Genomic DNA, 23,431 nt, shown 5'->3' on the forward strand with positions numbered 1-23,431 from the left:
AACCTCGCTCAGATGATGGGGACGAGCCCGGACTGCAGCACCGGACGCTCGTCGGGCCTGGTCACGCGCACCCACCCCTGGTAGGTGCCGTCAAGCAGGGTCACCGAGCCGCCGGGCCCGACCCGGATGCGCGCCTCAGCGCCGCCCTGGGCGACCGCGCCCCACGACGCCGGCTGCCATTGGCCCTCGGTCGGCTCGACGCCCGGCTGGGTGAACGCGATCTCCACCAGCTCCGACCCGACCGCGTTGGTGACGAAGAACCGCAGATACTCCAGCGACAGCGAGCTCATCGCGTCCACACCCGTCCCCCTCCCGAGATAGCGCGCCGACCAGGACCTCATCGGCAGGCCGACCCGGAGCGGCGGAGTGCGCCGGATCACCGGGTTGACCTGCCCAGCGCCAGTGACGCGGCCGATCGCGAACAGCTTCGTGGCAGAGAGGGGAAGCACAGCGCCGGTGGAGACGACGCGACCGAGCGGCCCACCCCGCGCATACGCGACAGGCCTGGCCTGCCCGATACCGGTCGCCGGGTGGATGGCGAGGGCCTTGCCCGCCCGTACCGGAAGGGCGAGGCCGGAGCCGGTGACGTGGTTAGCGATCGGGTCGCTGCGCACCGGGAACGCGAAACCGGTCGTGGTGACCTGCCCGGTCGCGCGGGTCTTGCGCCGAATCGCGGCCGTAGCCGTACCGCTCCCGGCGACCTGACCGATCCGTGCCGTATGGACCGCACCCGCAGAGGCGGCCGAGCCGGTCCCGGCCACCTGACCGATGACGACCACCTTGGTCGCGGCCACAGGCAGCGGTCCGCCTCCGCCGGACACCTGGCCAGCGGATCGCGAGTGGGCGGCGAGCACGGCGAGGGCCAGGCCCTGCCCCTCGACACGCCCCAGGACGACGTCGGCCGCTCGGACGACCACTGGACGGTTGGGATATGCGCGGCCGGCCCGGGCCATGGCTCCGCCTCCTCTACCAGTGAGCGGCGCGGTGCACGGCGGCGACCGGTGACAGCACAGTTGCAGTGGCCACAGCGGCGGGACGTATCCGCAGCGTGAAGCCGTGAGCGGCGTACACGCCCGGCGACACCGTGTGGGCGCGGGCGGCCGTGGACGCGGTGTTCTGCCTGGTCAGCTGCGCGGCCACGTAGTCGGCGCTGAGGTCGGCCACCTCGGTCGTCACGCCGGGCGCCGTCCATGCACGACTCGCCGAGGTGGGGTAGTTGTCGCCGCCGACCCACCGCAACTCCATGTCGCCGAGGGCGGGCGTCGGCCCGGCGGGACTGGTTATCGACGTGAGCATCGTCCCGGACACCGTGGACGTCTGGTCGGCCGACACGGCGAACTGCGGAGCCTCGAGCAGCGCGTCAGCGACAGTGACCACCGCCATCGCCATGTACGCGCCATCGACCTCGGGGCCCCCGCCAAGAGTCCAGCTCGTCTCTCCAGCCGTGGCGGGTTTCCACCAGATGCCGGAGGCGAGGACCCCCAGGGTGCTGGACCCGGTGCCGCTGGAGGTGACCTTCGACGTGAGCGGCTCCCACTCAGGTGTCCCCCCAGTCAGGGTGGCGGTCCAGGACAGAGACTCATACGACAGGAACGCCAGCAGCAGGTCACCCGCCTGATAACCGCCCGGCGGCGTAACCGTAGTCGTCGCGCTGATCGCCTGAAAGATGGATGGGCGGACAGTAGGCATTCAGCACCGTTCGACCCACATGCAGGCCGACAGGCTGACGGCTGCCGCGAACTTGGCGCGCAGCACGAAACCCGTGGCGGGCGCGCAGTCCGGCGAATCCCCCAGAGGCAGGTCATAGACGACCAAGCCGCCGTTCGGGGTCAGCGGGAACGTGTCGATGATCGTGAGCGCGGTCGGCTCCGCCGTCCACGTGTGCGCGGCGGTGAAACCGGGCGCGATGACGCGGCCGTACACCTGCTGCGGCGTGACGGCCGTAGATGCGGTGCCTGGCGCGTTGGCGGCGAACGTCGCCGCACATAGCTCGATGTCACCAGGCGTGCCTGCGGCGCTGCCGTACAGGCCGACGCGGATCTTCTTCAGCTCCAGGCCGAAGCCCGCAGGGGCGAGGACGCCGAGCACGCTCTTGGCGGTGTTCGCGGTCAGCGCGACCGGGACAGTGACCTGGGTTGCCGAGTTGACGGTCGCTGCCGTGTATCCACACTTCGACATGGGTCACACCGCCCGGTAGAAGCCGCTGGGGTCGATCTGCAGGACGACGTTCGAGCCGTCCGGCGTGATCGAGAAGTCATGGCTGGTCATCGGCACGATAGCGGTGTCAGGTGAGCCGGTCGCAGGCCTGTAGCAGACCAGCACCTTCGACCAGGCGCCACCAGCCGCCTGGACGTTGAGCCACGTCTGGTCGGGGACGTCGATGTCCGTGCGGTCGTTGGCCAGGTCCGGCAGCACGTCGTTCAGGTCAGCAGCGGCCAGCACCTTCCGGGCATAGCCGGTGTTGGTGGCCTCGTCGGTCGCGCCGGCGAGCACGTCGGCGAGGGACGCCTTGTCCTTCAGGATGGCGTCTGACTCGATATTGGCTGCCGCCAGAACGACGATGACCAGGGCACTGGTGGCGGGATCACCGGTCCGGACGCGCCGGTACAGCTCCACCGACCGCCCCTTGGAGATGTTGAACTCGAAGTCGGCCACGAAACGGCCCTCCTTGGAAATCGTTGGACGTGGGGTGCGGGGGCTACCAGGCGGCGGCGCGGTGCGCGGCAGCGTTACCGCTGACTGGCCGAGCAGCAACAGGGTCATCCAGGAGAGGGCCGATCCAGCCCTGATCTGACCAGGCCACCGAGTCGATCCACGAGGGACTGGTGCCGCTGTTGCTCCCCCCGAACGCGACCCCGCTCCAGGAGCCGCTCACGGCGACCGGGCCTGACAGTTCCAGCGTGTGCACGAGCGATTCGGGATTGGCATACAACCGGGCGGCCACCGTCCCCGAACCGTTGACAGCCTGCAGTTCCACCCGAATCCAGCCGCTGGGCGGCGAGAAAGCGGCGGTATGCAAGTAGGTGGTCTGGAAAGGAGGAGCGAACTGCGACAGCCCCGCCTGGCCACGATCGATCTCGATGCGGAAGCTGACGCCGCCAGAGAGGTTCAGGGTGATCAGGCTGAAGCTGGATTCGCTGGGCTTGGCGTAGCAGCGGGCCCAGCGCGTGCCGGTCCCGCTCAGCGTGTACCCGGCGGAACCAGTGGTGCCCGCGGCGAACGTGGCTGAGAGCGGGCCGCGGTGCACCTCGGCGGAGCTGTAGGCGAGGCCGCTCGTAGAGGCGAACGGGGTTCCGGACGATCCGCCGGAGTTGGCGGGTGTGATCTCGGTCGCCGCGGCGCCGCCGTCGAAGGTGTTGCTGGCGCCCGCCATGCTCGCCGTCTCCCTTCGTGGGCGTGTGAGTGTGGTCCCGGCCGGCGGCTGCCCCTCAACAACCGCGGGCCAGGACCACACCGGGCTCGACGCTGGCGGCCGGAAGGTGCCGTCGCGGAGCCGTCTAACCCCAGGGCCTGTCGCCGCTCGAAGGCGTGCGACCGTAGGAGCACGAGGACAGGGCCCGGGGAGTCGGAGGTCAGGAGACGATCAGTAGGCGGGGACGGGTTCCAGCAGCGGGAGCCATGCCGCCTGCGCCGTGTGCAGGATGTACCGGCCCGCGTCGAGGGCGTGGTCGTCGAGTTTGATAGGGACGTCGTCACCGGCGGCGGCCTTCTTGTCGTCCCAGCTGTAGGAGCCGATCTCCGACAGCCAGCCCTCGCAGGAGCGGTGCACCTTGAGGTTCCCGGCCGCGATCAGGTTGGAGACGGTGCGGATGCCGTCGAGCACCGAGTTGTCGCCTGCGATCGGGGCGAACCCGTCGTGGTACAGCTGCGTGATGAACGACGCGGCGGACGGGTCGACGACCAGCCAGTCCGGCCGCACTCCGTACGTGCCGGGGCCGTGGCTGGCCGGGATGTTCTCCAGCCAGTGCTGCAGCCGCTTGGAGTACTCGGCGTCGGTGAGCTGGCGGCGCTCCTTCTTGGAGTCGTAGCGCAGCTCGCTGGCGAGGTAGATGCGCCGCTGTCCGTGCTCGTCGGGCACGGACACGCCGACGAGCAGTGCGTTGAACGGGTTGACGGTGCCGTAGTCGACGCCGACGCCGATCCACCGCTCCATCAGCGGCAGCGTGTCGACGATGTCGCGGTCGGGGTCGAACATGTCGTACACGGCGCCCTCGGCCATGCACCACTCGCCGAGCACGTAGCGCCGGTACCACAAGCCGGAGTACTCGGCCTTGAGGTTGGCCACGTAGGCCGGGTCGAGCGATGGGTTGTCGTCGAGGACGAAGTGCCAGAACTGCAGGTCCAGCTCGCCTTGGCGGAGGATGAACCGCTTCCGTAGCCAATGGTTCGGCGCGTCGGGGTTCGTGGTGCAGAAGATCATCGAGCCGGTGACGCTGCACCTGGCCAGGAGCTGGTCCCAGAACGTCTCGGGGATCAGGGTGGCCTCGTCGACGTACGCCCCGGCGCAGGTCATGCCCCTCAACCTGCTCTCGGCGCGGATGTCGTTCGCCGAGATGATCTCAATCCGGCGGCCGAGCACGTTCGCGGTCGGCGCGCCCCGGTTGTAGAAGATGCGGCGGGAGACCGGGCCGGTCAGCGCCGGGTCCATGAGCGGCTCGAAGACGTTTCTGGCGATGGTGTCGTTCGTTTTGCCGACCACGACCAGGGAACCACCGCGCGGGGCGGTGGCCACGTACATCAGCCACCGCAGCAGCGACGCGATCGTCTTGCCGCTGCGGACCGCGCCCGACCAGATGTTGATGCGGGCAGTCGCCTCCGCGATGGACTTGGCCTGCTTCGGCGACAGGGTGACGACGCCGCTCACCCCACCACCTCGACCGCCTCCACCTCGAAGTCCGCGTCGGCGGTGACGGACGCCGGGAGCGCAACCTGACCGTTGGTGGCCTCGATCATCTGGAACAGATTGCCGAGCAGGCTGATCACGTCGCTGTTCTCGGCGCCATTGCGGTTGATCAGGTCCAGGCCCAGCAGCGTGCAACGCCGCGAGATGAGCCGCTCGACGGCCTCGACCGCCTTCACGTCGCCGCCGCACGCCTTGGTCCACAGCGACGCCATCATGCGGTCGAGCCGGTCGATCTCGATCTGCAGCAGCTCCTCGCTGGACTCCTGCTGCGCCTTGGACGCCATCTGCAGGGCCCGCGTGACGTCCTTGGACGCGGCGGCGTCGGAGGCGTAGCCGAGCTTGTCGGCGATGGCCCGGTACGGCAGGCCCGCGAGCCGCATTTGAACGGCCTTTGTCCGGCGCTCCGCAATGGCGACCGCACGCGCTTTATTGGGACGGCCCATGAGGGGAACCCCCGAAAGAATCGATGTGACCACGCACACAGTTCGCGGTCGGGATTAATGGGTTAATCTGCGAAAATGCAAGAAATGCGAATGATCACCATTCAGCAACCCTGGGCCGCCCTCACCATCGCCGGTCTCAAACCGGTCGAGAACCGCACGTGGACGACCGCCTACCAGGGAGAACTCCTCATCCAGGCCGGAACCAAGATCGACCCGCGCGGGTTCAAACTCATGGACCAACTCGGCATCGAGCTGGCCGGGCCGCTCCACCGGGGGGTCATTCTCGGCTCCGCCGTGCTGGGCGAGATCGTCCGCGACTGGGAATCCCCGTGGGCCAGGCTGGGCTGCTTCCACTGGCTGTGGTCGAACCCGAAGCCTGCAGTGCGGCTGCTGGAAGCGAAGGGCCAGCAAGGACGCCTCTTCCGCGCGCCCCCAGACTGGCGGCGTGCGTTCGCCGAGCACGACGCCGGCGCGATCCGCCTGTCCCGGATACGGGACGTGCCGGCTGACCAGGTCGCGCCCCGGTTCAGGAAGAAGGTGGACCCTGAGCTGGCGCTACTGGCCGCCCTGAACGGGGGGTGACGGGTGGCACGTACTCGAAGGAGATCACTCCGAGCCGCCGGGGGTCGAGGGACTGCTCGTGCATCCAGGCGTGCTTGCTGCTGGTGCCGAGCGTGCGGTCCTTACGCTGCATCCGCCAGCGCGGGCTGCGGGCGCGGTAGGCGTTCAGCGCCGGGTGAGCGGACACAGCGCGCAGCCGGTAGCCGCGCTCGTACAGGTACTGCCCCATCCACTCGGTCATCCGGCCGCCGAGCGACAGCCCCTGATAGTCCGGCAGGACGACCGTGCGGTGCGCCATTTTCAGATTCCTCGTGCGAGGGTGCTGGAAATGGCGGTAACTCGTGAAAGCCGCTAATTCGCCATTCACGTATCCGGCGAAACATTGGGCACCGCGATGCAATTCGGCGGTCAGATAGTGATGGCGGCTAAACACCTGCCAGAGGGAGCGGTCGGCCTCGTGGATGTCGAGCCGGAGCGGGGGCCGGGGTTGAACCGACCTCCAGGTGAACGAGGCGGCGGTGACGTCGTACACCCAGTCCGGCTGCAGCCAGTCGAGCACGTCATAGTGACAGGTCACGGCCACGAGTTGCCGGTTGCGCCGCCGTACCGCTTTCTGCACGGCGTGCGACGCGACCTTCGCGACCTGCCGGTCCACCACTGAGGTGAACTCGTCGATGACGACCAGGCCGTCACTGTCGGCCAGCGCCCGGGCCAGGCCCGCGCGGAACGCCTCCCCGTTCGACAGCGTACTGAAGGGCCGCATCCACGCCGGGGGCGAGCTCAGGCCGACCGCGCCGAGCAAGGCCACGACGTCCTTGACGCTCATGCCCTTCGGGAAGTCGTCGACCAGCGCCCGGTCCGTCCACTCCTGCTCGCCGACGAGGGCCTCCGGCCACAGCTTGCGCGCGATCGTCGACTTGCCCGCGCCGGACGGGCCAACCAGCAGGCCGACGTTCCACAGCTTGTCCTCGACGGGCAGCTCCACTGACCAGGCGTTGGTCAGCTTCTCCTCGATGGGCACATCGAACAGGCCCTGGAGCTGGAGGACACGTGCGGAGCGTTTGACGGGCGACGACACTGTGATCTGGGCGCGCACCACACCTCCTCCAGAGCAGTTTGGCCAAAGGGCGCCCAGCCCTTATTTCACCTAGGTACGATAGCGACATGGCAGGTCTCGAACGGATCACCCAGCCCACCCTCGACGTACTCGAAGTCCTTGTCCGTGCCTTCGACAACGACGAGCAGGTGCACGGTTGGGCCATCATGAAAGCCACTAAGCGGGCCGGTCCCACCGTCTACAAGGTGCTCGACCGACTCGAAGACGCGCACTGGATCACTGGCGAGTGGGAACAACTCGGTCCAGACCAATCAGGCCCTCGCCGCCGCTTCTACCGACTGACAGGCGACGGCGTTCCCGCCGCCCGGTCCCTTCTCGCTCAGCGTCGGCCCGCAGCGTTCGAACCGCGACCAGCGCTCGGGTTTGTCTCCCTGGCCCGTCTTATGGCGCTCCTGGTCGGTGGTACGCGTTGAATACAGTCGAGATCATCATCGGCGTCTTTTTAGGACTCCTAGTCAATGAGATGTGTGACATCTCGCCCTGGCTCGCGCGCAGGTTGGTGCGCTGGTCGGCCCGCCACCAATACGTCGACCGCTGGCGCGCTGACATCCGTGCTGAAGAGCTTGTTGCCCTGGTCAACGAGCGTCCGGGGAAGCTCTTAAAGCTTGCCAGCGGCCTAGCGTTCGCGACAGCCGCTGTCCTCTCCCGAGGCCGGGGACGCATTGACCTTATCCTTGGGACCATCGCGCACGTCTACCTAAACTGGTTCATCGTGCTCCAGCAATCGCGTGGCCTTAAGTTGTCACTCGCTAGAGATCGCGGCAAGATCATTCCTCGGTTCACATTGGCGAAAGATCAGCAGCCCTATCGTCCGAGGTTCCTCGATGCTCTATGGGTGCGACTAGCCGACAGGATGTTTCTCCTTTATATAGACACCGAGATCCGTCGCTCTGGCAAAAGTCCTCTCGAACTAGACTGAGCGGCTACATGAGGGCGCGGACCTGCCATCCCTCGTCGGCCAGGCGTTCGAGGAGACGGGTTTGTTCGGTCTCGTTGTCGCAGGTGACGATGATGCCCCACACCTCGGGGCGTATGTCCTCGTTTGCGTCGCCCGGGTCGGGCAGCTCCTCGTCGCGGTCGCTGCCGTCCGCGCCTGCGATGGCGTCGGCGAGGTCGGCCAGGTCGTCATCGGTGTAACCGGCCGCGAGTAGCAGGTCCGGGTCGGCGTCGCGCACGTCGGCGAGGACCTCGGCGAGCATCCGCTCTTCCCAGCCGCCCTTTTCGGTGGTGCGGTTGTTCGCGACCAGGTACGCCTCCGCGTCCGCGTCCGAGCGGGACGACCAGCCGCGCACGATCGGCACCAGCCATGTGCCGTCGTCGTCGACCAGGATCCCCTCGGGCGGAGACACCCGGTCGGCCGCCATCTGCTCCAGCACCTGCAGGCGGCCGTGGCCGACGACAAGGCGGCCGGTCCGCTCGTCGAGCTCGCCGGCGACGGTGCAGCCGAAGGCTTCCACCGACGCGCGGATGCCGTCGAGGTCGTGTTCCTTCGGGTTGCGGACAGCGCGCGGGATCTCGTGCAGCCGCATGTGCTCGATCCGCCGCATCAACCCTCCATGTTCTCGGGGCGGTAGCCGTACCGGGTTCGGTCTTCGCCGAGCTTCCGTGCGATGAGCGCGCACGCGAGCACGTCCCAGCAACGGGCCTCGACAGCCTCGTCCGGCACCCGCACGGACGCGCTGATGATGCCGCCCTTACCGGGCCTGGTCTCGATGCCGGGCGAGTCCGCGGTCCACTCCACCGACCAGTGGTACTTCGCGGCGCGGTTGAGCCGGGGCCGGCCGAGCCGTACCCGCTCCAGCTTCAACTGCATCTGGTGGGAGTCGCCCTCGGGCATCGTCACCCAGCCCAGCATTGGCCCGTCGACCGTCTCGTAGCTGTACCGCTTCGGGCCGAACAGCGCTTGGACCAGGTCGAGGCTGATCCGGCCGTGCATCCACCATGGGTCATTCCGCGACCATTCGCCTTCGCGGGCCCAAAGCTGCCAGCGGATCGCCCAGTCGTCGACCGACACGTTGATCGCCCGCGACGTGTAGCCCTCGGGGATGAGGCGGCGCTGCAGCCACGCGCCGAACCCTTCGGTGTGCAGGTACAACGCGCCGAACGGCCACACCCGCAGATGCGCCGCGAGGGTGTGCTCCGCGCCGGCCGCGCCGATGGTGACCTCGGCGGAGAAGACGCCGAACGTGCGACCGATGACGAGCTCGCCTCCGAGCGTCCCAGTCGGTGTGGCGGGCCACCGGCCGGGCAGGTGCATGCCTCCCTTGATGACCGTGTTCCCGGGGCCGAGGAGTGCCCTCATCAGCGGGTCGTTCATCTCGTCGCCTGCGTATGGCCCGTCGTAGGACTGGCCGACCTCCCAGCCGTCAGGGTCGAGACTGCCTTGCGGGTCGGGGCGGACGCCGCATCGGCCGCAGGCCACCCAGCGGGCCGCATCCAGGCCGGGCTTGTGCGGGCCGTACCCGTCGACCACGGGCCGGTGCCCGCGCAGGCGGCACCACAGCATGAGCCGGGGCACACGGTGGAGCGAGAAGCCGCGGTGTACGAGCATGCCGCGCTGGCGGCCGTCCCGCTTGAGGTAGTCGATCGAGTGCCACCACATGAGAGGCCCTTCGGAGGGAGGCCAAGCGCGTCGTCGGCGCCAGCAAGGGTGATCAAGAGGTTGATCGGTGTGGACCCATGGCTTGCATGGCTGAAATGGTGGGCGCATGAGCGTCCCCAATTCGTCGCTGCCACCGCCAAGCCGTGAGGAGGTGGCTGCTCGATGGCGAGCGCTAGCTGCGGGTGACGTGACCCGTGAGGCCGTGCATGCCTGGGCGGCTTCGTGGGTGGAGGGTGAGGGGGCATCCGCCGGCTGCCCTCCCTTGGTCCTCACGGCTCTGCAGTACCTGCATGGGTTTGATCTTTGTCGCGATGCAAACCGTCCCGGCGTCGTGTGGCACGGAACCGCCGACGAGGGCGAGTGGGTTCATTCACTCGACGACATCCGTGATGGACTCGCCCGCTGGCAGGAGAAGTGCGAGTTCTACGACGCGGATCCGCAGGGTTGGATGCAGGCGGTCCGTCAGCAGGCGAGGGCCCTTGTCCAAGCCAGGGAAGGGCCTTTCGGTGCTGGTGAGGGCATGCAAAAGGCCCCTGGACCGGGGAGTATCCAGGGCCTAGCTCGCGATCTTGAATCTGAGACGTGATCGTCCCGGGGGTACCCCGGGATATCGGGAAGCTCGTGTTCGTGCGGGAGAGACGCTCTCAGCGCGTCGCCTGAACCGTGCACGCGGGAGGAAACCTCGCGTACCTATACGAATCCCAGACTGATCATGAGGGTACACACGGTTGTCAAGCCATGGCAAGCGGCGCGCACGACTCCGCAACCGGCCCCACCGTAAGCGCGCCGGACCTCACTAACTTCACTACGATGCGGACACCTGTTAGTCGGCCGTCTTAGCGACTACGGCTAGTCCAAGACTGCTTCCACCGATTAGGACACATCCAACTACGCCAAGGAACTATCTTAAAACTTCCGAGACACGAACATAGAAAAGCTCGCAGCAAAGCAATATCTGGACTGCTAAATAATCTGTGATATCAGATTGTCTGGCGGAAAGTGCGGCCCCGTCTTGCTAAGATACGAGTACAGACGAAGCGGCCCCGCTCTCAGTATCGATGCCGAGGAACGGGACCGTTCGCCTACCTGGCGGGGGCCCGGCTAGGTGTCCTAGCTGAGCCCCCGCACCCTGAGGTATAAATCAAGCGAGGTCAGCAGCAGCTGCAGCAGTGCCAACAGCACCAGTACAGCCCGATCGCCCGACCCCTCAGGGCCCGTGCCTAGCATCCCCTCCATGAGGATCCCTTCTCGTTGATCGATACCTCGGACTGAGGAGACCGAACATGCTCGGCCGCCTCGCGACAGCGGCCCGCGTTTCGAGAAGTTTCCAGGCAACGACTAAGGGCAGTCTAGCGCCACAAAAGACTTCAGGTACGCCATTCTGGCGCACTAGTCAGTAACTCCATGAGGGTACCCGAGTTTTGGCCACGTTTATACTCGGGAGAAACTCTAATAGCCACGTCAGCGGCAGTTTCCACGTCACTCGATCGCTGCGGCGACCAGGTCGGACGGGTCATCTTCCAGCCGCCTGGCTGCGGTCAGATAGATGTCGGTGGTCGAGGAGTTCACGTGGTCGAGCGCCTCCTGGATCTTCTTCACGCTGACGCCCGCCTCCTCCGCCAGCGTTGCGAACGTGTGCCGCAGCTGGTGCGGGTGCAGCCCGGTGATCCCGGCCTGGCGGCCGATGCGTTCTACCAGCTCGTACACGTCCTTGCGGTCGAGCCGCTGGCCGGAGCCGGACGCGAACAGCGGCCCGTCCAGTTGCTCCACCGTCATCCCGGCGCGTTCGGCGCGGTGGGTCAGGTAGACATCGATCGCGTACGCCGCCGCCGGCGGGACCTTCCGCGTCTTCGGCTTGTCGCCCTTGCCGACGATCCGCAGGGTGCGGTGGCCGCGCTCGTGCCCGAGATCGGGCAGCTGCGCGGCCAGCGCCTCGGTGACCCGAATGCCGGTCTCCATGAGCAGCCGGATCAGCGCCGCCGTGCGGAGCCGTTCCCGGCCGTGGTCGTGGTCGGCCGCGTGGAGTACGTCGCGGGCTCCGGCGCGGGTGAGGCCCACCGTCTCGGAGTGCTGCCGGTTCACTTTCGGCCGCCGTACCCGCTCGAACGGGTTGAACTCGACCGCCTCCTCCTCCACCAGGTAGCCGTACCAGGACGACACTGTGGCGAGCCGCCGCGCGAGCGTCTTCGCGGGGAGGGACTGGCCGGCCTGCAGGTCGAGCCACCGCTTGTAGACGTCGCCGTGCGGCCGCCGCACCTCCGCGACATCGAGCTTGGTGTCGGTGCAGAAGGCGAACCACATCTCGATGTCGCGCCGGTAGGCGTCGCGGGTGTTCGGGGAGTTGTAGCTGAGCAGCCACGCCTTCGTCAGGTCCTGAACGTAGCCGAGCAGGCCGGGCGGGAACGCGAGGTCACCGGCCGGCCGTGGCGCCAGCTCGGCGGTCACGGTGCGCCCTCGCCTGGGCGGGTGGCGATCTCGGTGAGCGCCTCCTGCAGGGCGGGGTTGCCGACGGCGAGCCGCTCCAGCTCGGGGCCGGCGACCTCGTACAAGGCGGCGGCCTCCGGCGCGCGGGTCTGCAGCGCGGCGGCAATGCCTTCGGGTGTGACGTCGGGCCAGCGGGTGCGGGCGCGTTGCAGCACCGCGGCGTACAGCTGCGCGTCGGGACTCGTCATGGTGCTCGCTTTCGGGTAGGTGGTGATCCTCCCGGGGTCCCGGGGAGATCATCACCATACACCCCCATAACGAGGATTATGAGGGGTTCTAAAGGATCTTGTTCTGTTCCTAGAAGGCGCCCGCTACCGGATCCCGCACAACCACACATCGATTCGTACCCCGCAGCAGGTCGTCAGGAAGAGCGACCGCACAACGGAGCTGGCCCGCCAGCGGGGGCGCGAATCGAGAGTGGACACCAAGTGTTGGGACCATGCAGCGGGCTCCCCCAGCGTCTCAGCGAGTTTCGCCACCTCGTCGACGAGCTCGTCCTCACCGCCAACTCGATCATCGGCGCGCTCACCTTCGTCCTTGTGCTGATCTTCCTACTGATTGGCGCCTACCGCGCCCTCTTCGGGCGCAACGCCCCCGGCCGGGCTCCTCGGTTGCACCGCCGTTGTCGCATGGCCCGCTCCACCACCAGCAGACGATCCAGCCGCACCACCCGCCGACCCGACCCATCCAACCGCGTCGTCGGCCCGGCCGCGTCCGGCGGAAACCACCCCTCCCCCACCCACCGCCGAACCGACCCCACCGACACCCCACACCGGCCCGCAGCCGAAACAAGATCCACCCACACACCACCAGCATGAGGCAGAAAAGCGACGCCGGATGCAGGCGCCCGCGCGGCCGGCGGCGGGGGGTGGGGGGCGGGGCAAATGGAAGCGCCGCACGCCTGGTTGGCGTGCGGCGCTCGGTTCGCGCGGCTAGTTGATCCGCGCGGCTTCCGCCAGGTCATCCGTGATCTGGCGGAGCACGCCGAGCAAGCGGCGGATCTCCTGGCGGCACGCGTGACGCATCGGCGTGCCCTTCGCCGACTCCGCGCGGCACACGGTCACGTAGGACAGTTCATCTATGGCGATGATGGCGCGGCTCACTGGCCCGCCGATCCACGATGGCGCGTGATCGGCGTAGGCGCGTACGGCCGCCTCTGCCGTGTCGCTGCGGGGCGGCACTACCAGGTCTTCCGTGTCGCCCACGATCGGGCAGGGGATGACCAGGGACGGGCCGTTGGTGCGCGCCATGATCCCCATGAACATGAGTACGGCGTCTTGAATCAGTTCGTTGGTGGGGCGCTTGTCAGCCATGGTGGCTCGCTTTCGGGTAGGGCCGCGCCCCCGGGGAAGTGGGGGCGCGGCGGGCTGGGTAGGTCAGTCGCGTACGGGGATGTCGGGCAAGGTGTCGGCGACCGCCATGGCGGCGTGCCCCATGACGCGTTCGGCGAGGCTGACCACGTTCGCGCCCTCGATCATGTGCGCGTGATCGCGGAGCGCTGCCGTGTGGGAGCGGAGTACAGCAGGGTTGATCATCTCGCCGCGCCCAACTTGCGAGAGGATCTCGTCATAGACGCACCAGGCGCTGATCGCGACCGTGCGCGACAGGGTGTCGGGCATGTTCACGAGCCGCGCGTACATGGTGCGGCGCGGACGGCGCGGCACGTTGGCGAGTACGGCCCCGTCCTTGACGGGGAACTTCGCATCGAGCATGCCCAGGCCGAGAATCCAGAGCACGCGGTTGAGTGAGGCGGTGGCGGCGGTCGCGTACGCGGCGACCGCGTCGGGCCTGATCATGGTCTGATCTCCGTTCGGGTAGGTGCCGCGCCCCCGGGGGTGCGGGGGCGCGGCGTTGGGGGTTACTTGCTGGCGGTGCCGCTAGCGGGTTTGGCCGCGCCCTTAGGGGCAGGCTTGGGGCTGGGGTTCGCGGCCTTGACGTTGTTCAGCTCCGTACGGACGGCGTTCAACTCCTCCGTGAGCCGGGTGTTCTCCTGCTGCAAGTCGGCGTTGCGCATGTCGAGTTCCGCCACGCGCGCGCGGAGCTGCATGAGCTCTTCCGCCCGCTGGATCTCGGCGCGCATGGTGCGCAGCTTTTCGGCGGTCGGCGCGGGCGTCTGCGCCAGCGGGTCGTCGTCCTTGAGTCCGCCGAGCGCCAGCTTGCCGATGGTGCTGCGGAAGATCTTCGGCTTGTTGCCGTCGCGCTTGTCGATGACGTCGGCCTCGACGCCTTCGGGGCAGGCGATCATGTCGTCGGCGTAGTTCGGCTGGTCCTTGCCCAGCTTGAACGTGCCCGCGATCACGTGAGACGCGATGACGGGGAGTCCGGCGCGGCGGACGTCACGGTCCCACGAGCCGCCGGAGCCGGACTGACGCGGGTCGGCGTCGATCGCGGCGAGGATGCGGTCAAGGATGGCGGTCGGCGAGAGCTTGAATTCCACTTGTTTCTCCTGTTGAGAGGGGGCGCGCCCGCCCTTTGCGGGCGCGCCATAGGGGTTACGGGTTGGGGATGGTTTCGGTCGGCGCGTCGCCGCTGGTCTGCGGCGTCTCGCTAGGGGCAGCGTGCTTCCGGCGGCGCTTGTTCGCCTTCCGCGCGCGGAGGATGATCACGGTCACGCCGCCGATGATGGCGAATGCCAGCAGTCCAGCACCGCCACCAGCGACCGCCACCTGAGGCGGTATGCCCGTGTTGGCGACGGCGTTGGCCTGGTTCGCTAGCTGTTTCGCTAGCGAGTTGACCGCGTTTGCCATCGGTCCACCGTTGTCAGGAGTCGGCAAGATAATGGGTTCTTCCGACGCCTGGCGTTCGGTGGACGAGGCGGCGGGCCACGTCGGCGGGACCACGGGCGCGGCCGTTGGCTGCGGCTGCGCTGTGATCGTCTGCAACGAGACTGCGGGCGTGGCCGTGACCGTCTGCGTTGCGGTCGCCGTAGTGGTGGCTGTGGCCGTAGTGGTGTGCGTGGCCGTGGCCGTAGCGGTGGCCGTAGTCGTGGCGGTGGCCGTAGCCGTCGCCGTGACCGTGACCAGCTTCGTTGTGGTGATGACCTCCCCGGGGGTTGTGCCCGTGTCCGTTGGGGACGCGGGCGGTTCGGTGCAGACGACGCCCACGGGGCAGTCGTCCATGGACATGCCCGCGTTGGCGGGCGCTGTGAGGACACAGAGAGCCAGCACACCGGCGGCCGTGGCCACCGTTGCGCTGATCTTGTGTCGTGCGTTGAGTCTCACGTCTAGGAATCGAGAGTCAAAGGAGGTGCGTTACCGACTCATTCATAACGAGGTGATAACGGTAGTTTCCTCAGGTCAGACTATACGCCGACACGTGTAACGCGCGGCCATCTCCTGTAACGCACCCCCGCCGCACCTCCCGAGACACCCCCCAGGACACCCCCGCGCGCACCCCCTAGGGAGCGCTGCGAGCGCTCATGGATGCTCGGGAACGCACCCCCCGACTCCAGGTCACCCCCCCGTGTCGAGTCGCAGAGACACACACAGCGCTTGGCGATCACGTCAGCCTAGGTTGACGAGACGGGTGCTTGTCAGCCCAGCTTGACACCCATAGGCGCTTGTCAGTCTGGACTGACGAGGGTTGTGGATCGGCGTTATTGGATGGCTTGTCTAGTAACTCTTTCTTGGACCCCGCGTCTAATAGCGCCAGTTGCTGACGCCGGGTTTGTCGGGTTCGTCTGCTGCGCTCCCTTGATCTTGAAGCGCTGAGATCCACGCTGACAGCTTTTGATCATGCTCTTGATGGGATGACACCAGAAACCCCCCAGTCGCGTCTCTGTGGTGGTCTGCAGACGCGTCTGGGGGGTTCGAGGGGATGATTCACGCTTGCGGTTTCGCTAGCGATCGCTGCGAATCGGACTTATGAGCACAAACCAGTCAGCGACGAGAGGACATGCCGAGCGCGGGCAGCGGTGGAAGGGTGAGGGCTTGGCGTGCGAGGTTGCGGGCTCGATCGCGAAGGGTGCGCTTGGTCTTGGCTGGTCTGGGCGGCTTTGAGTGTTCGGGGCAGTGGTCGTGCTGGTGGCCGCGCCCTTGGTGGTGGTGGCTGGTCCAGCCTCGGGTGGCGGCTTCGCGGCGGGCTTCGGCGGGGTCGGTTGCGCCGATGAGGACGGCGTGGGTGGTGCAGGCGCTGTGGTTGCAGATGAGGGTGATGGCGGGGATGGCGCTCACTTGGGGCCTTTCGGGATGCCGCTGTTGCGGACGAGGGTCATTCGTGTCCCCTGGTCCTGACGGTGTTGGTCGGCGGTGAGGTTGTGCTGGTAGCAGGTGGGGTCGGCTTGGTCGATGCTCTGGAGCCAGACGCAGTCGTCGCTGAGCGGCGGTGGTTCGGGCTGGTGCTTGGCGAGGCTCATCGTCGTCTCTGGTGGTAGGCGGTCTTCGTGCGGGTGGCGGCCGGCCAGCGGGCGTTGCGTTCGTCGCGTGCGAGCCGGTCGCGTTCCTTGAGGAGGATGCGGCGCTGCCGCGGGTCCTGGCTGTGCCAGGCGTCGAGGATGTGCGTGAATCCGCGGCCGAGGCTGCGGATGGCCTGCCCGATCTGGTCGAACATCGGGGTGAGCTGGATGGTCAGGGTCACGCGGAGTTCGTCGAGGCTGCTGGTCACCTGCCGCTCCGTGCGGGCCGTCTGGGCGGCGTCGACTGCGTTGGCGAAGTCGCTGACGGACGGCAGGGGGTAGCGGCCGTGGCCGCGAAACGGGAGGGCGCCGCCGGTGGCGAGATAGTCGTGCGCGAGGCAGTCCTCGCCTGCGTCGCCGGCAGGGCACTGGTACATCTCGTCGTCGGTGCGGCCGGGGTCGGCGCACCAGCACGACGGGGCGGTCTCGCCGGTCACTGCTGCTCCGTGCGGGCGGCCTGGTCGCGGGCTGCGCGACCGGCGGCGATGATCGGGTCGATTCTGCGGAGCGGGGGTTTCCAGCCGTTGGCGTTGAGCCAGTCGGAGATGTCGGTGACGCGCTCCTCGAGGAGGGCGTCTTGGACGTAGGGCTGGAGGATGCGGCGTACGTTGGCGCGCATGGTCTTCCAGGCGGCTTCGATGTCGGGGTCTGCGGCCATGGGTTTCTCCTTCTCACTCGCAATTTCGCTAGCGGGTTGTCCACAAGTCCGGCGGGCGATGATCTTGCCTTTTCCACCTGTAGGTGTGTGGACGGTCACCACAAGAAGAGGGTTTATGTAGGGGTGTTGTAAGAGGGTTGGGCCCGCCCGCGCGGGCGGGCAATTCAGACGATTGCCCGCCCGCTGGGCCGCGAATGCCCGCCCGCGCGTCCGGTCATAAATCGGACACACCATGATCATCAGCGGGTTATCCACAGGCCAGCACAGTCGAGTTACCCGGACGGGCGGGCGGGCAACTCGACCGACGCGGGCAGCTCCGGGATGCGGTAGTCGGTCGCCCTCCCCCGCACCGCGAACACCGGCGACCCGTCACGCCGTCTCCCGATCGGGACACGCACCTCGACCCCGTGCTCGGCCAGGCGGCGCAGGATCTTCGTCAGCCCGTCCACGGTCACCCCAGCCCGCATCGCGATCGTCTCCGTCGCGGTGATGGACGTGCCGTTGTCCCACTTGTCGATCGCATGCACACGGAACCGCCGCGTCTCCTTCCACGTCCGCTCGGCGATGATCAGCAACACCAGCCGCTCGGCCGCCGTCAATTCCTTCGCCGCGGGCGTAGCCAACCACGCCGCCACCTCGCCCACCAGGCGTGCGCTCACCCAACCCCCTCAACGCGCTCGACGAACTGGCGCGCCCTGAGGGAAGGGCATCACGCTGATCACGGTACGACCCGGACCTATCCACGCAGAACCACCAGCCTGCCGTCCCCGTCCAGCTCGCCCAGGACAGCCACGACGCACTGGTGCCCGTCGACGTCGAAGCACAGCACGCAGTGCATGCGCCGCTCGGCCAACTCCTGGACGTGGTACTGGCACGCGGCGGCGAGCAGCAGGTGCTCATGGATGCACCCGGCGACGAGGCGCACTACCACCTCTCCGCCGCACTCCTCCTCGTGCGGGCCGCTCCTGGCGACGCAGCCGGCACGGGCTCCGGCCTGGCCGGTCATCGTCCCCCCTGCAGGTCGCGCCGGTTCCCGTCCTGGTCGTACTCCGCGATCGGCCACGACCGGCAGATGTGGCCGCGCCGCCCGCACGGCGAACACCACAGCTCGCCACCGCCGAGAACGTCCCCGGCGTGATCCTGGCAGTGCTCGTCCGCCTCCAGGTGCTGGTGGGCGCACGTCAGGACGAGGCGCGTCACCGTCTCGCCGCCGCACTCCGGCCCGTCCGGCCCCCAGCTCCGCACGTTGCACGCCACGGTCACGTCGCCTCGCGCAGGATCGCCCGCTGGCACGGGTAACCCACACTCCAGCAGGCCGCACAACCGCCCAGCCCAGTGCGGCCTTCCCGCAGATGGTGCGAACACAGCAGCGCCACTCGCCGGTGCGCCAGCCAGCACCGGCAACGGGACTCGAACCGGCCCACCGGCTCGTCCCCGCACGCTCTGCCGTCAGGCGTATCGAGGCGCGCTTCGCAGCCCGCGGCCCCCGCCTGCAGCATTTCACTTGCGCGCTCGCTAGCGAGAAGGCTCACAGATCCGTCTCCTTCACTGCCTTGATGAACTGCTTAAACGGCTCCAGCTTCGCCAGCTCCTGTCTGAGCCGCCTGTTCTCGGCCTGCAACGCCTCGATGTCGGCCCGCAGCTCCGCCCGCACGGACAGGAACATCGCGTCCTTCTCGTCGACCTCGCGCCTCAGACTGGCGATTTCGCTCTCCAGCTGCGCGATCGTGGCGGCCGCCGTCTGCGCCTGCTGCAGCATGTCGATGAACTGCGCGAACTGGTCCGGCGCGGGCGCTGCCGGTGCCGCTGCGGATGCCACAGGAGCCGGTGCCGGCTTCGCGGTCTTGCGCGGCACATCCGCAGGTGTCGGCTTGCGGGTGACCGTGAGTCCGCCGTCGTCCCAGGCGTCGCGGATCCACCAGATCGACGGGTTCCCGCGCTGCTGGCAGCGGATGTGGCCGGTCTGCTTCAGGTGAGTGACCACCTCCTCCCGGTAGACCGGATCCCAGTCGTGGCCGACCGTACGCAGGATCGACGACAGCGTGCCCGTCCACAGGACACCGTCCTGCCGGGCGTTGCTGCCCCGCTCGTCGCCGTCTTTCGCGGCCAGCTCGCGCAGCAGCCCCCACAGCGCCTGCGCGTCGGCGGCCAGGTCCTCCTTGCGGCTCCCGCTGTCGATACGGGCGACGTCGCCGATCCTCGGCATTGACTCATCAGCTCCTTGCGGCGTTTCAAGTTCAGGGTCGGGCTCAGGTCCAGGGTCGGACCCGGGGACGGGCTGGGGGTACCGGGCGAACTCGCCGACGAGGAACGTCATCACCTCGGCCTCACGCCTGCGCAGCACGTCCACCCAGGACCGGTTGTCCATGTGGGCGTTGATGCGCAGGCGGCCGTGCTCGATGTCGAAGGTCACACCGGACCGGTACGCGGCGGCGATCAGCTCCTGGATTGCCCAGTTGGCGCCCTGCCGCCGCTCCTGCTCGGGAGTGTCGGCGGCGACGGCCGCCTGCATGGGGGTGCGCGTGGCGAGCTGCCGCACCCTCGACCGCGCGTTCAGCAGGTTCTCGCCACCTACCCTGTCCGGCACGCACTGCGACAGGCCGGTGGCCGGGTTCGTGACCTTCCACTCGTTGCCGACCTTCTCCACCGTGAAGCGGTGTCTCTTGGCCTCGCTGCGGACCATCTTCTCCACGTCGCTCTTGCGGCTCATGCGGGCCTCCCCCACACGGCCATGCCGACGTGCCGGGCGAACGCGGCGGCCCCCGCGGACCCGGTCGACCCGTCGAACAGGTGCGCGAGCATGCCGTACCGGCCGCTCCGCCCCTGCACGAGGCCGATCATGTAGCCGTTACGGATCGGGCCGGCCGCCTTCGCCAGTTCGGGGATGTGCCACGGCGCGGGGTGGAGCTCCACTGTCACATCCGGGACGGCCGCCGCCCACTCGTAGGCGTACCGGTCGCCGCCGGACGGCTTGTCCTTGACCCGGTCGTAGCCGATGAGGAGGCGGAAGCCGCCGTACCGGTCGTACAGCTCGGTCAGGTCCTTGCGGACCTTCTGCCGGTCCGCCAGCCGCGACCCGGTGTAGACGATCGTCAGCTGGTCCGGCTGGCACCAGTAGTCCATCGCGGCAGCGAAGTTCGCCATGACGTGATCCACGATGCCCCGGTCGATGGGGTAGCCGCCGAGGATCTCTTCCAGGATCTCCTCGAAACGCCGCTTCTGCTCGGTCGTCAGGGTTGGCCCATTCATCAGCCTGCGCCCCCGCCGCCCAGCAGCTGGTCCAGCTTGGCCTTGGCCTGTTTCGTGATGTCGGCGACCCGCTTGGCGATCTCCTCGTCCAGGTACCGCTCGTACAGGTCGGCGTGGTCGGCCAGCACGCGTTCCGTCGCGGCCCGGCGCGCGTTCGTGCCCGTCGCCCCCGTCCCGGCAAAGCCGGGCAGGTGGGCGGCGCACACAGCGCGCCGCAACTCGCTGCGGTGAGAGGTGTATCGGCTGGTCTTGACGGTGAGCGCCATCGCGATGGGCGGGCCGCACGGCACGTTGCGGGCCTTCGCCGCCTGGATGCACACGTCGGGGTCGCCCTTCCGCCGGCGGCGCAGATAGATCTCCCGGTAGTGGGACCGCTCGTACAGGACGTACGAGCGGTCGGCGGGCCGCTTCCGCTCAGAGTCCACGGCTTTCGTGTGGTTCATCAGGGTCCTTTCACGTTTGGCCAGCCTCGAGGAGGCTGGCGTTGAGGGGTTGATCGGGTGAGGGCCCGGCCCTTGGCGGTGCCGGGCCCTCACGGGCGGTTCTTGGGCGGGAGGCCGCGTCGTTTCCGGCGGGCGTCGTCGAGCCGGGTCACGTTGTCCGGCAGCTGCTCCGGGACGCCTTTCGTGCAGGTGGCGACGTGCGGATAGAAGACCTGCTCGAACAGCGCCTTCGGCCGGTCGGCGGTCGGCCGGCGCGACCTCCACACGCCGAGCCCGTCGCGGATGCACACCGTGTTGCCGTCCGGGTTCGGTTTCGGGTCGACCGCGAACGGGCGCCCGGCTTCGGTGATGGTCCACAGGATCGGCTTCTTGCAGTCGTCGCAGCGCGACAGCTCATGCCGGGTCGGGGCTAGGGTCGAGCCCCCCGGGCAGGCCGCGCCGGTGGAGGGAGCGGGCGGCGGCAATGTCGTCGGCGTCGACGCCCCACCCTTCGATGACGCAGAGGACGTTGCCGGAGGCGTCGGTGACGCGGGTGATGGGGAGCTGGAGTCGGGCGCGCTTGTGGCGTCGCTGTCCGCGCTTGCGGTCGGGGCGCTCGTACTCGGGGATGAACATCGGCGTCCTTCGTTGTCGGGGCAGTAGCAGCGCAGCGGCGCGCAGTAGCCCGGTGGTGGAGGGGGCGGCGCGTGCTCGGCGCACCGCCACCCGAACAGGTAGAACCGGGTGGGCGTCTGGCCGCACGGACCGGGACCGTAGCCGCACGGCTGCGACGCCCGGGTCACTCCTCGCCGTCCTTCGCCCGCTGGTCAGGCTTGTCCAGCTGGCCGTCCATGATCTTGTAGAAGGCGGGCGTGATCAGGAGCGCGCCGACCGCGAGGATCAGCACAGCGACCCCCTGATCGACCTGGAACACGAACCATGCGGAGCCCAGCGTCGCCGCCAGGACGAGGAAGAGCGCGATCAGCCGGATCACTCGGCCACCTCCAGCTCCGACCACAGCCGGATCACGGCGCCCGGGACACGCAGCGCGTCCGTCTCACCCGGCTGGCCGACATACACCTTGGCCAGCCGCCGATACTCGGTGACGCGGGCGTCGTCTCTCCACACCCCGGCCTGCGTGAGAGCGTCTTCGGTAGACCTCAGAAGCTTCGAGATGTCGGGCGCGCTGGCGGGACGCCACCACAGGGTCTTCGACCAGCGGACACCGGACGGCCACCAGGTCGGCCGGCCGGACGGCTTGTCGCCCATCGTGAACACCATCTCGGCGACGATCGGGCCGTCCAGCCGCTCGAACCCTTCACCGGCGGCGATGCGGCGGTCGATCTCGTCCATGGCGGCCTGGCGCACGTCCTGCCGCCACGGCTTGACGGTCTTGGTCTGCTCGACCATCCGGCCCTTGCCGACGTGCCGCTTCGAGCCCTGCGAGCCGGGCGTGCCGTACACGGTGATCGTGATGAGCGGGGGTGATGTCACTGTTGCCTCCTTAGGCGGGTGGGGACCTCGACGACGAGCCCGCCGAGGGACGGGTCGTCGAGGTCCGGGTCAGGGGTGGGGTCGGCGAGCCGCTCGAGCTCGATGCGGCGCCGGTCGCGGCGCAGGTCGAGCACGACGCTGGCCGCCACGAGCAGACTGATCACGGTGACGAGCACGCCGATCACGGCGAAGAAGCCGACGATGACGTAGACGGCGATCACCGCTGGTCGTCCTGTCCGCGCGCCCACCAGCCGAGCAGCAGGCCGACCGTGGCTCCGGCCACGCCCATCCCGGCCGGCAGCCACACGAGCAGCCAGGCCGAGACGGACACGGTGGTCTGGTACGTCATTGGGGGGCGACTGCCAGCTCGGCGACGCGGACGTTCTCCGCCTGCAGGTCCTGGATCTCCTTCTCGGCCTGCTCCAGCGCGTCCTGGGCGGCGCGCAACCGGCCCGGGTAGGAGCCGGTCTCCAGAGCCTGACCAGCGATGGCGCGGGCCGCGGGCAGACCGGCGGACCAGTCGGCGAGGTCGACGATGTCGTTGAGCGCGTCGCCGTGGGCGTCCGCCTGGGCCTGGGCGGCGCGATGGTCGGCTCGCGCGTCGAGGAGCTTCTTCTGCGTCTGCGCCGCCGCGTCCATGGCCCGGTCGATTTCCCGTGCGGCGGGCCGGATGACGACCAGGTAGCCGATTGCCATGCCGATGAACAGGAAGACCGGGTAGCCGAGCATCCAGATGAGGCCGTTCACCACGTGTCTCCCGTCTCGCACGCGGGATACACCGAACGCTCGGGGCAGTGACGCCACGTGGCCTGGTCGACGACCCGCTCACCCTCGTTCCCGCCGTCGCGGAGGGTCAGGTACCACTCCGGCAGGCTGCGGTGAATGTTGGTGTAGCGGGCCACGCACGTGGTCCTGGTGTGCCGGTTCTTGCCGATGCTGTACGTGGTCGTCTTCCACGCCGCGCAGCTCGTGGACGTCCACATGCGGGGCGGCTGGTAGCGGCGGTGCGTGACCTGCCCTTGCGTGGGCGCTGCCGCGCAGGCGGCGGTGAGGAGAACGGCGACGGTCAAGACCGCCGTGCCGTTCTTGAGAGCATTCATGAGGG

The 23,431-nt window shown here is 68.4% G+C and carries 38 protein-coding genes; 4 read left to right on the plus strand and 34 right to left on the minus strand.

Annotated features, from left to right (window positions below):
- Positions 1–8 precede the first annotated feature (8 nt).
- The 7 genes from ACQPWU_RS27325 to ACQPWU_RS27355 all read right to left on the minus strand — a co-directional run bounded on the left by ACQPWU_RS27325 (position 9) and on the right by ACQPWU_RS27355 (position 5,283).
- On the minus strand, positions 9–953 hold the full coding sequence (locus tag ACQPWU_RS27325) for a hypothetical protein (protein ID WP_433445619.1): 945 nt from the start codon (positions 951–953) through the stop codon (positions 9–11).
- A gap of 13 nt (positions 954–966) precedes the next feature.
- Positions 967–1,689 (minus strand): hypothetical protein, encoded by a 723-nt coding sequence (locus tag ACQPWU_RS27330; RefSeq protein ID WP_433444566.1) that lies wholly within the window; start codon positions 1,687–1,689, stop codon positions 967–969.
- A complete protein-coding gene (locus ACQPWU_RS27335; RefSeq protein WP_433444567.1) occupies positions 1,690–2,178 on the minus strand; it encodes a hypothetical protein in 489 nt (162 codons plus the stop codon). It lies immediately after the preceding gene.
- 3 nt (positions 2,179–2,181) lie between these two features.
- Positions 2,182–2,763, minus strand: coding sequence for a hypothetical protein (locus ACQPWU_RS27340; protein WP_433444568.1), 582 nt, complete (start codon positions 2,761–2,763; stop codon positions 2,182–2,184).
- Positions 2,699–3,373: a hypothetical protein gene (locus ACQPWU_RS27345; RefSeq protein ID WP_433444569.1), complete on the minus strand. Its 675-nt coding sequence runs from the start codon at positions 3,371–3,373 to the stop codon at positions 2,699–2,701. Before ACQPWU_RS27345 ends, ACQPWU_RS27340 begins: the two co-directional genes overlap by 65 nt.
- 210 nt (positions 3,374–3,583) lie before the next feature.
- Positions 3,584–4,864, minus strand: a complete 1,281-nt coding sequence (locus ACQPWU_RS27350; protein WP_433444570.1) for a PBSX family phage terminase large subunit — start codon at positions 4,862–4,864, stop codon at positions 3,584–3,586.
- Positions 4,861–5,283 (minus strand): hypothetical protein, encoded by a 423-nt coding sequence (locus tag ACQPWU_RS27355; protein ID WP_433444571.1) that lies wholly within the window; start codon positions 5,281–5,283, stop codon positions 4,861–4,863. Before ACQPWU_RS27355 ends, ACQPWU_RS27350 begins: the two co-directional genes overlap by 4 nt.
- Before the next feature lie 153 nt (positions 5,284–5,436).
- Between ACQPWU_RS27355 and ACQPWU_RS27360 the strand changes: the two genes are divergently transcribed.
- Positions 5,437–5,928 carry a hypothetical protein gene (locus ACQPWU_RS27360; RefSeq protein WP_433444572.1) on the plus strand — a complete coding sequence of 164 codons (492 nt, stop codon included), beginning with the start codon at positions 5,437–5,439 and terminating at the stop codon, positions 5,926–5,928.
- Here the strand turns inward: ACQPWU_RS27360 and ACQPWU_RS27365 are convergent.
- Positions 5,873–7,003: a GNAT family N-acetyltransferase gene (locus tag ACQPWU_RS27365; RefSeq protein ID WP_433444573.1), complete on the minus strand. Its 1,131-nt coding sequence runs from the start codon at positions 7,001–7,003 to the stop codon at positions 5,873–5,875. The two genes, ACQPWU_RS27360 and ACQPWU_RS27365, sit on opposite strands and share 56 nt — an antisense overlap.
- Before the next feature lie 68 nt (positions 7,004–7,071).
- Between ACQPWU_RS27365 and ACQPWU_RS27370 the strand changes: the two genes are divergently transcribed.
- On the plus strand, positions 7,072–7,437 hold the full coding sequence (locus ACQPWU_RS27370) for a PadR family transcriptional regulator (protein ID WP_433444574.1): 366 nt from the start codon (positions 7,072–7,074) through the stop codon (positions 7,435–7,437).
- Positions 7,434–7,943 carry a hypothetical protein gene (locus tag ACQPWU_RS27375; protein WP_433444575.1) on the plus strand — a complete coding sequence of 170 codons (510 nt, stop codon included), beginning with the start codon at positions 7,434–7,436 and terminating at the stop codon, positions 7,941–7,943. Before ACQPWU_RS27370 ends, ACQPWU_RS27375 begins: the two co-directional genes overlap by 4 nt.
- Before the next feature lie 4 nt (positions 7,944–7,947).
- On the opposite strand, the gene ACQPWU_RS27380 is transcribed toward ACQPWU_RS27375, so the two are convergent.
- The 8 genes from ACQPWU_RS27380 to ACQPWU_RS27415 form a co-directional block, all read right to left on the minus strand.
- Complete coding sequence (locus ACQPWU_RS27380; protein ID WP_433444576.1) at positions 7,948–8,571, minus strand: hypothetical protein; 624 nt, start codon at positions 8,569–8,571, stop codon at positions 7,948–7,950.
- On the minus strand, positions 8,571–9,626 hold the full coding sequence (locus ACQPWU_RS27385) for a hypothetical protein (RefSeq protein ID WP_433444577.1): 1,056 nt from the start codon (positions 9,624–9,626) through the stop codon (positions 8,571–8,573). The genes ACQPWU_RS27380 and ACQPWU_RS27385 overlap by 1 nt, the downstream gene beginning before the upstream one ends.
- Before the next feature lie 1,479 nt (positions 9,627–11,105).
- The gene (locus ACQPWU_RS27390; RefSeq protein ID WP_433444578.1) at positions 11,106–12,071 is read right to left on the minus strand and encodes a tyrosine-type recombinase/integrase; all 966 of its coding nucleotides are present in this window, start codon (positions 12,069–12,071) and stop codon (positions 11,106–11,108) included.
- Positions 12,068–12,298 carry a hypothetical protein gene (locus ACQPWU_RS27395; RefSeq protein ID WP_433444579.1) on the minus strand — a complete coding sequence of 77 codons (231 nt, stop codon included), beginning with the start codon at positions 12,296–12,298 and terminating at the stop codon, positions 12,068–12,070. Before ACQPWU_RS27395 ends, ACQPWU_RS27390 begins: the two co-directional genes overlap by 4 nt.
- A 744-nt stretch (positions 12,299–13,042) precedes the next feature.
- On the minus strand, positions 13,043–13,423 hold the full coding sequence (locus ACQPWU_RS27400; RefSeq protein WP_433444580.1) for a hypothetical protein: 381 nt from the start codon (positions 13,421–13,423) through the stop codon (positions 13,043–13,045).
- Between the two features lie 63 nt (positions 13,424–13,486).
- Entirely contained in the window at positions 13,487–13,906 is a 420-nt protein-coding gene (locus ACQPWU_RS27405) for a hypothetical protein (protein WP_433444581.1), read from the minus strand.
- Between the two features lie 62 nt (positions 13,907–13,968).
- On the minus strand, positions 13,969–14,547 hold the full coding sequence (locus tag ACQPWU_RS27410; RefSeq protein WP_433444582.1) for a cell division protein ZapB: 579 nt from the start codon (positions 14,545–14,547) through the stop codon (positions 13,969–13,971).
- A gap of 55 nt (positions 14,548–14,602) precedes the next feature.
- The gene (locus tag ACQPWU_RS27415) at positions 14,603–14,857 is read right to left on the minus strand and encodes a hypothetical protein (protein WP_433444583.1); all 255 of its coding nucleotides are present in this window, start codon (positions 14,855–14,857) and stop codon (positions 14,603–14,605) included.
- 31 nt (positions 14,858–14,888) lie between these two features.
- Between ACQPWU_RS27415 and ACQPWU_RS27420 the strand changes: the two genes are divergently transcribed.
- Positions 14,889–15,431: a hypothetical protein gene (locus ACQPWU_RS27420; protein WP_433444584.1), complete on the plus strand. Its 543-nt coding sequence runs from the start codon at positions 14,889–14,891 to the stop codon at positions 15,429–15,431.
- Positions 15,432–15,988: 557 nt separating this feature from the next.
- On the opposite strand, the gene ACQPWU_RS27425 is transcribed toward ACQPWU_RS27420, so the two are convergent.
- The 18 genes from ACQPWU_RS27425 to ACQPWU_RS27510 all read right to left on the minus strand — a co-directional run bounded on the left by ACQPWU_RS27425 (position 15,989) and on the right by ACQPWU_RS27510 (position 23,426).
- Positions 15,989–16,282: a hypothetical protein gene (locus ACQPWU_RS27425; RefSeq protein WP_433444585.1), complete on the minus strand. Its 294-nt coding sequence runs from the start codon at positions 16,280–16,282 to the stop codon at positions 15,989–15,991.
- On the minus strand, positions 16,279–16,464 hold the full coding sequence (locus tag ACQPWU_RS27430; protein WP_433444586.1) for a hypothetical protein: 186 nt from the start codon (positions 16,462–16,464) through the stop codon (positions 16,279–16,281). Before ACQPWU_RS27430 ends, ACQPWU_RS27425 begins: the two co-directional genes overlap by 4 nt.
- Positions 16,461–16,940 carry a hypothetical protein gene (locus ACQPWU_RS27435; RefSeq protein ID WP_433444587.1) on the minus strand — a complete coding sequence of 160 codons (480 nt, stop codon included), beginning with the start codon at positions 16,938–16,940 and terminating at the stop codon, positions 16,461–16,463. Before ACQPWU_RS27435 ends, ACQPWU_RS27430 begins: the two co-directional genes overlap by 4 nt.
- The gene (locus ACQPWU_RS27440; protein ID WP_433444588.1) at positions 16,937–17,161 is read right to left on the minus strand and encodes a hypothetical protein; all 225 of its coding nucleotides are present in this window, start codon (positions 17,159–17,161) and stop codon (positions 16,937–16,939) included. The genes ACQPWU_RS27435 and ACQPWU_RS27440 overlap by 4 nt, the downstream gene beginning before the upstream one ends.
- Positions 17,162–17,433: 272 nt before the next feature.
- Positions 17,434–17,820, minus strand: coding sequence for a hypothetical protein (locus ACQPWU_RS27445; RefSeq protein WP_433444589.1), 387 nt, complete (start codon positions 17,818–17,820; stop codon positions 17,434–17,436).
- A 77-nt stretch (positions 17,821–17,897) separates the two neighbouring features.
- Positions 17,898–18,167, minus strand: coding sequence for a hypothetical protein (locus tag ACQPWU_RS27450; protein ID WP_433444590.1), 270 nt, complete (start codon positions 18,165–18,167; stop codon positions 17,898–17,900).
- A complete protein-coding gene (locus ACQPWU_RS27455; RefSeq protein WP_433444591.1) occupies positions 18,164–18,424 on the minus strand; it encodes a hypothetical protein in 261 nt (86 codons plus the stop codon). Before ACQPWU_RS27455 ends, ACQPWU_RS27450 begins: the two co-directional genes overlap by 4 nt.
- A gap of 265 nt (positions 18,425–18,689) precedes the next feature.
- The gene (locus ACQPWU_RS27460) at positions 18,690–19,871 is read right to left on the minus strand and encodes a hypothetical protein (protein WP_433444592.1); all 1,182 of its coding nucleotides are present in this window, start codon (positions 19,869–19,871) and stop codon (positions 18,690–18,692) included.
- Positions 19,868–20,410: a hypothetical protein gene (locus ACQPWU_RS27465; RefSeq protein ID WP_433444593.1), complete on the minus strand. Its 543-nt coding sequence runs from the start codon at positions 20,408–20,410 to the stop codon at positions 19,868–19,870. The genes ACQPWU_RS27460 and ACQPWU_RS27465 overlap by 4 nt, the downstream gene beginning before the upstream one ends.
- Positions 20,410–20,853 (minus strand): hypothetical protein, encoded by a 444-nt coding sequence (locus tag ACQPWU_RS27470; protein WP_433444594.1) that lies wholly within the window; start codon positions 20,851–20,853, stop codon positions 20,410–20,412. The genes ACQPWU_RS27465 and ACQPWU_RS27470 overlap by 1 nt, the downstream gene beginning before the upstream one ends.
- Before the next feature lie 89 nt (positions 20,854–20,942).
- On the minus strand, positions 20,943–21,317 hold the full coding sequence (locus ACQPWU_RS27475) for a hypothetical protein (protein ID WP_433444595.1): 375 nt from the start codon (positions 21,315–21,317) through the stop codon (positions 20,943–20,945).
- Positions 21,247–21,468, minus strand: a complete 222-nt coding sequence (locus ACQPWU_RS27480) for a hypothetical protein (protein WP_433444596.1) — start codon at positions 21,466–21,468, stop codon at positions 21,247–21,249. The genes ACQPWU_RS27475 and ACQPWU_RS27480 overlap by 71 nt, the downstream gene beginning before the upstream one ends.
- Positions 21,469–21,631: 163 nt before the next feature.
- Entirely contained in the window at positions 21,632–21,826 is a 195-nt protein-coding gene (locus ACQPWU_RS27485; protein WP_433444597.1) for a hypothetical protein, read from the minus strand.
- Positions 21,823–22,326 carry a RusA family crossover junction endodeoxyribonuclease gene (locus ACQPWU_RS27490; RefSeq protein ID WP_433444598.1) on the minus strand — a complete coding sequence of 168 codons (504 nt, stop codon included), beginning with the start codon at positions 22,324–22,326 and terminating at the stop codon, positions 21,823–21,825. Before ACQPWU_RS27490 ends, ACQPWU_RS27485 begins: the two co-directional genes overlap by 4 nt.
- Entirely contained in the window at positions 22,323–22,547 is a 225-nt protein-coding gene (locus ACQPWU_RS27495) for a hypothetical protein (RefSeq protein WP_433444599.1), read from the minus strand. The genes ACQPWU_RS27490 and ACQPWU_RS27495 overlap by 4 nt, the downstream gene beginning before the upstream one ends.
- Positions 22,544–22,675: a hypothetical protein gene (locus ACQPWU_RS27500; protein ID WP_433444600.1), complete on the minus strand. Its 132-nt coding sequence runs from the start codon at positions 22,673–22,675 to the stop codon at positions 22,544–22,546. The genes ACQPWU_RS27495 and ACQPWU_RS27500 overlap by 4 nt, the downstream gene beginning before the upstream one ends.
- A complete protein-coding gene (locus tag ACQPWU_RS27505; RefSeq protein WP_433444601.1) occupies positions 22,672–23,073 on the minus strand; it encodes a hypothetical protein in 402 nt (133 codons plus the stop codon). Before ACQPWU_RS27505 ends, ACQPWU_RS27500 begins: the two co-directional genes overlap by 4 nt.
- The gene (locus ACQPWU_RS27510; protein ID WP_433444602.1) at positions 23,070–23,426 is read right to left on the minus strand and encodes a hypothetical protein; all 357 of its coding nucleotides are present in this window, start codon (positions 23,424–23,426) and stop codon (positions 23,070–23,072) included. Before ACQPWU_RS27510 ends, ACQPWU_RS27505 begins: the two co-directional genes overlap by 4 nt.
- Positions 23,427–23,431: the final 5 nt, after the last annotated feature.

It is taken from the genome of Nonomuraea sp. CA-141351 (assembly GCF_050944675.1).
Taxonomy (GTDB): Bacteria; Actinomycetota; Actinomycetes; order Streptosporangiales; family Streptosporangiaceae; genus Nonomuraea.

What these genes read in the sequence shown, in the direction of transcription:
- ACQPWU_RS27325 (WP_433445619.1), bottom strand. Translation starts at nt 953, where the DNA reads ATGGCCCGGGCCGGCCGCGCATATCCCAACCGTCCAGTGGTCGTCCGA.
- ACQPWU_RS27330 (WP_433444566.1), bottom strand. Translation starts at nt 1,689, where the DNA reads ATGCCTACTGTCCGCCCATCCATCTTTCAGGCGATCAGCGCGACGACT.
- ACQPWU_RS27335 (WP_433444567.1), bottom strand. Translation starts at nt 2,178, where the DNA reads ATGTCGAAGTGTGGATACACGGCAGCGACCGTCAACTCGGCAACCCAG.
- ACQPWU_RS27340 (WP_433444568.1), bottom strand. Translation starts at nt 2,763, where the DNA reads ATGACCCTGTTGCTGCTCGGCCAGTCAGCGGTAACGCTGCCGCGCACC.
- ACQPWU_RS27345 (WP_433444569.1), bottom strand. Translation starts at nt 3,373, where the DNA reads ATGGCGGGCGCCAGCAACACCTTCGACGGCGGCGCCGCGGCGACCGAG.
- ACQPWU_RS27355 (WP_433444571.1), bottom strand. Translation starts at nt 5,283, where the DNA reads ATGCGGCTCGCGGGCCTGCCGTACCGGGCCATCGCCGACAAGCTCGGC.
- ACQPWU_RS27360 (WP_433444572.1), top strand. Translation starts at nt 5,437, where the DNA reads ATGATCACCATTCAGCAACCCTGGGCCGCCCTCACCATCGCCGGTCTC.
- ACQPWU_RS27370 (WP_433444574.1), top strand. Translation starts at nt 7,072, where the DNA reads ATGGCAGGTCTCGAACGGATCACCCAGCCCACCCTCGACGTACTCGAA.
- ACQPWU_RS27380 (WP_433444576.1), bottom strand. Translation starts at nt 8,571, where the DNA reads ATGCGGCGGATCGAGCACATGCGGCTGCACGAGATCCCGCGCGCTGTC.
- ACQPWU_RS27385 (WP_433444577.1), bottom strand. Translation starts at nt 9,626, where the DNA reads ATGTGGTGGCACTCGATCGACTACCTCAAGCGGGACGGCCGCCAGCGC.
- ACQPWU_RS27395 (WP_433444579.1), bottom strand. Translation starts at nt 12,298, where the DNA reads ATGACGAGTCCCGACGCGCAGCTGTACGCCGCGGTGCTGCAACGCGCC.
- ACQPWU_RS27400 (WP_433444580.1), bottom strand. Translation starts at nt 13,423, where the DNA reads ATGGCTGACAAGCGCCCCACCAACGAACTGATTCAAGACGCCGTACTC.
- ACQPWU_RS27405 (WP_433444581.1), bottom strand. Translation starts at nt 13,906, where the DNA reads ATGATCAGGCCCGACGCGGTCGCCGCGTACGCGACCGCCGCCACCGCC.
- ACQPWU_RS27415 (WP_433444583.1), bottom strand. Translation starts at nt 14,857, where the DNA reads ATGGCAAACGCGGTCAACTCGCTAGCGAAACAGCTAGCGAACCAGGCC.
- ACQPWU_RS27420 (WP_433444584.1), top strand. Translation starts at nt 14,889, where the DNA reads ATGGGTTCTTCCGACGCCTGGCGTTCGGTGGACGAGGCGGCGGGCCAC.
- ACQPWU_RS27430 (WP_433444586.1), bottom strand. Translation starts at nt 16,464, where the DNA reads ATGAGCCTCGCCAAGCACCAGCCCGAACCACCGCCGCTCAGCGACGAC.
- ACQPWU_RS27440 (WP_433444588.1), bottom strand. Translation starts at nt 17,161, where the DNA reads ATGGCCGCAGACCCCGACATCGAAGCCGCCTGGAAGACCATGCGCGCC.
- ACQPWU_RS27450 (WP_433444590.1), bottom strand. Translation starts at nt 18,167, where the DNA reads ATGACCGGCCAGGCCGGAGCCCGTGCCGGCTGCGTCGCCAGGAGCGGC.
- ACQPWU_RS27460 (WP_433444592.1), bottom strand. Translation starts at nt 19,871, where the DNA reads ATGAGCCGCAAGAGCGACGTGGAGAAGATGGTCCGCAGCGAGGCCAAG.
- ACQPWU_RS27465 (WP_433444593.1), bottom strand. Translation starts at nt 20,410, where the DNA reads ATGAATGGGCCAACCCTGACGACCGAGCAGAAGCGGCGTTTCGAGGAG.
- ACQPWU_RS27470 (WP_433444594.1), bottom strand. Translation starts at nt 20,853, where the DNA reads ATGAACCACACGAAAGCCGTGGACTCTGAGCGGAAGCGGCCCGCCGAC.
- ACQPWU_RS27480 (WP_433444596.1), bottom strand. Translation starts at nt 21,468, where the DNA reads ATGTTCATCCCCGAGTACGAGCGCCCCGACCGCAAGCGCGGACAGCGA.
- ACQPWU_RS27500 (WP_433444600.1), bottom strand. Translation starts at nt 22,675, where the DNA reads ATGACGTACCAGACCACCGTGTCCGTCTCGGCCTGGCTGCTCGTGTGG.
- ACQPWU_RS27510 (WP_433444602.1), bottom strand. Translation starts at nt 23,426, where the DNA reads ATGAATGCTCTCAAGAACGGCACGGCGGTCTTGACCGTCGCCGTTCTC.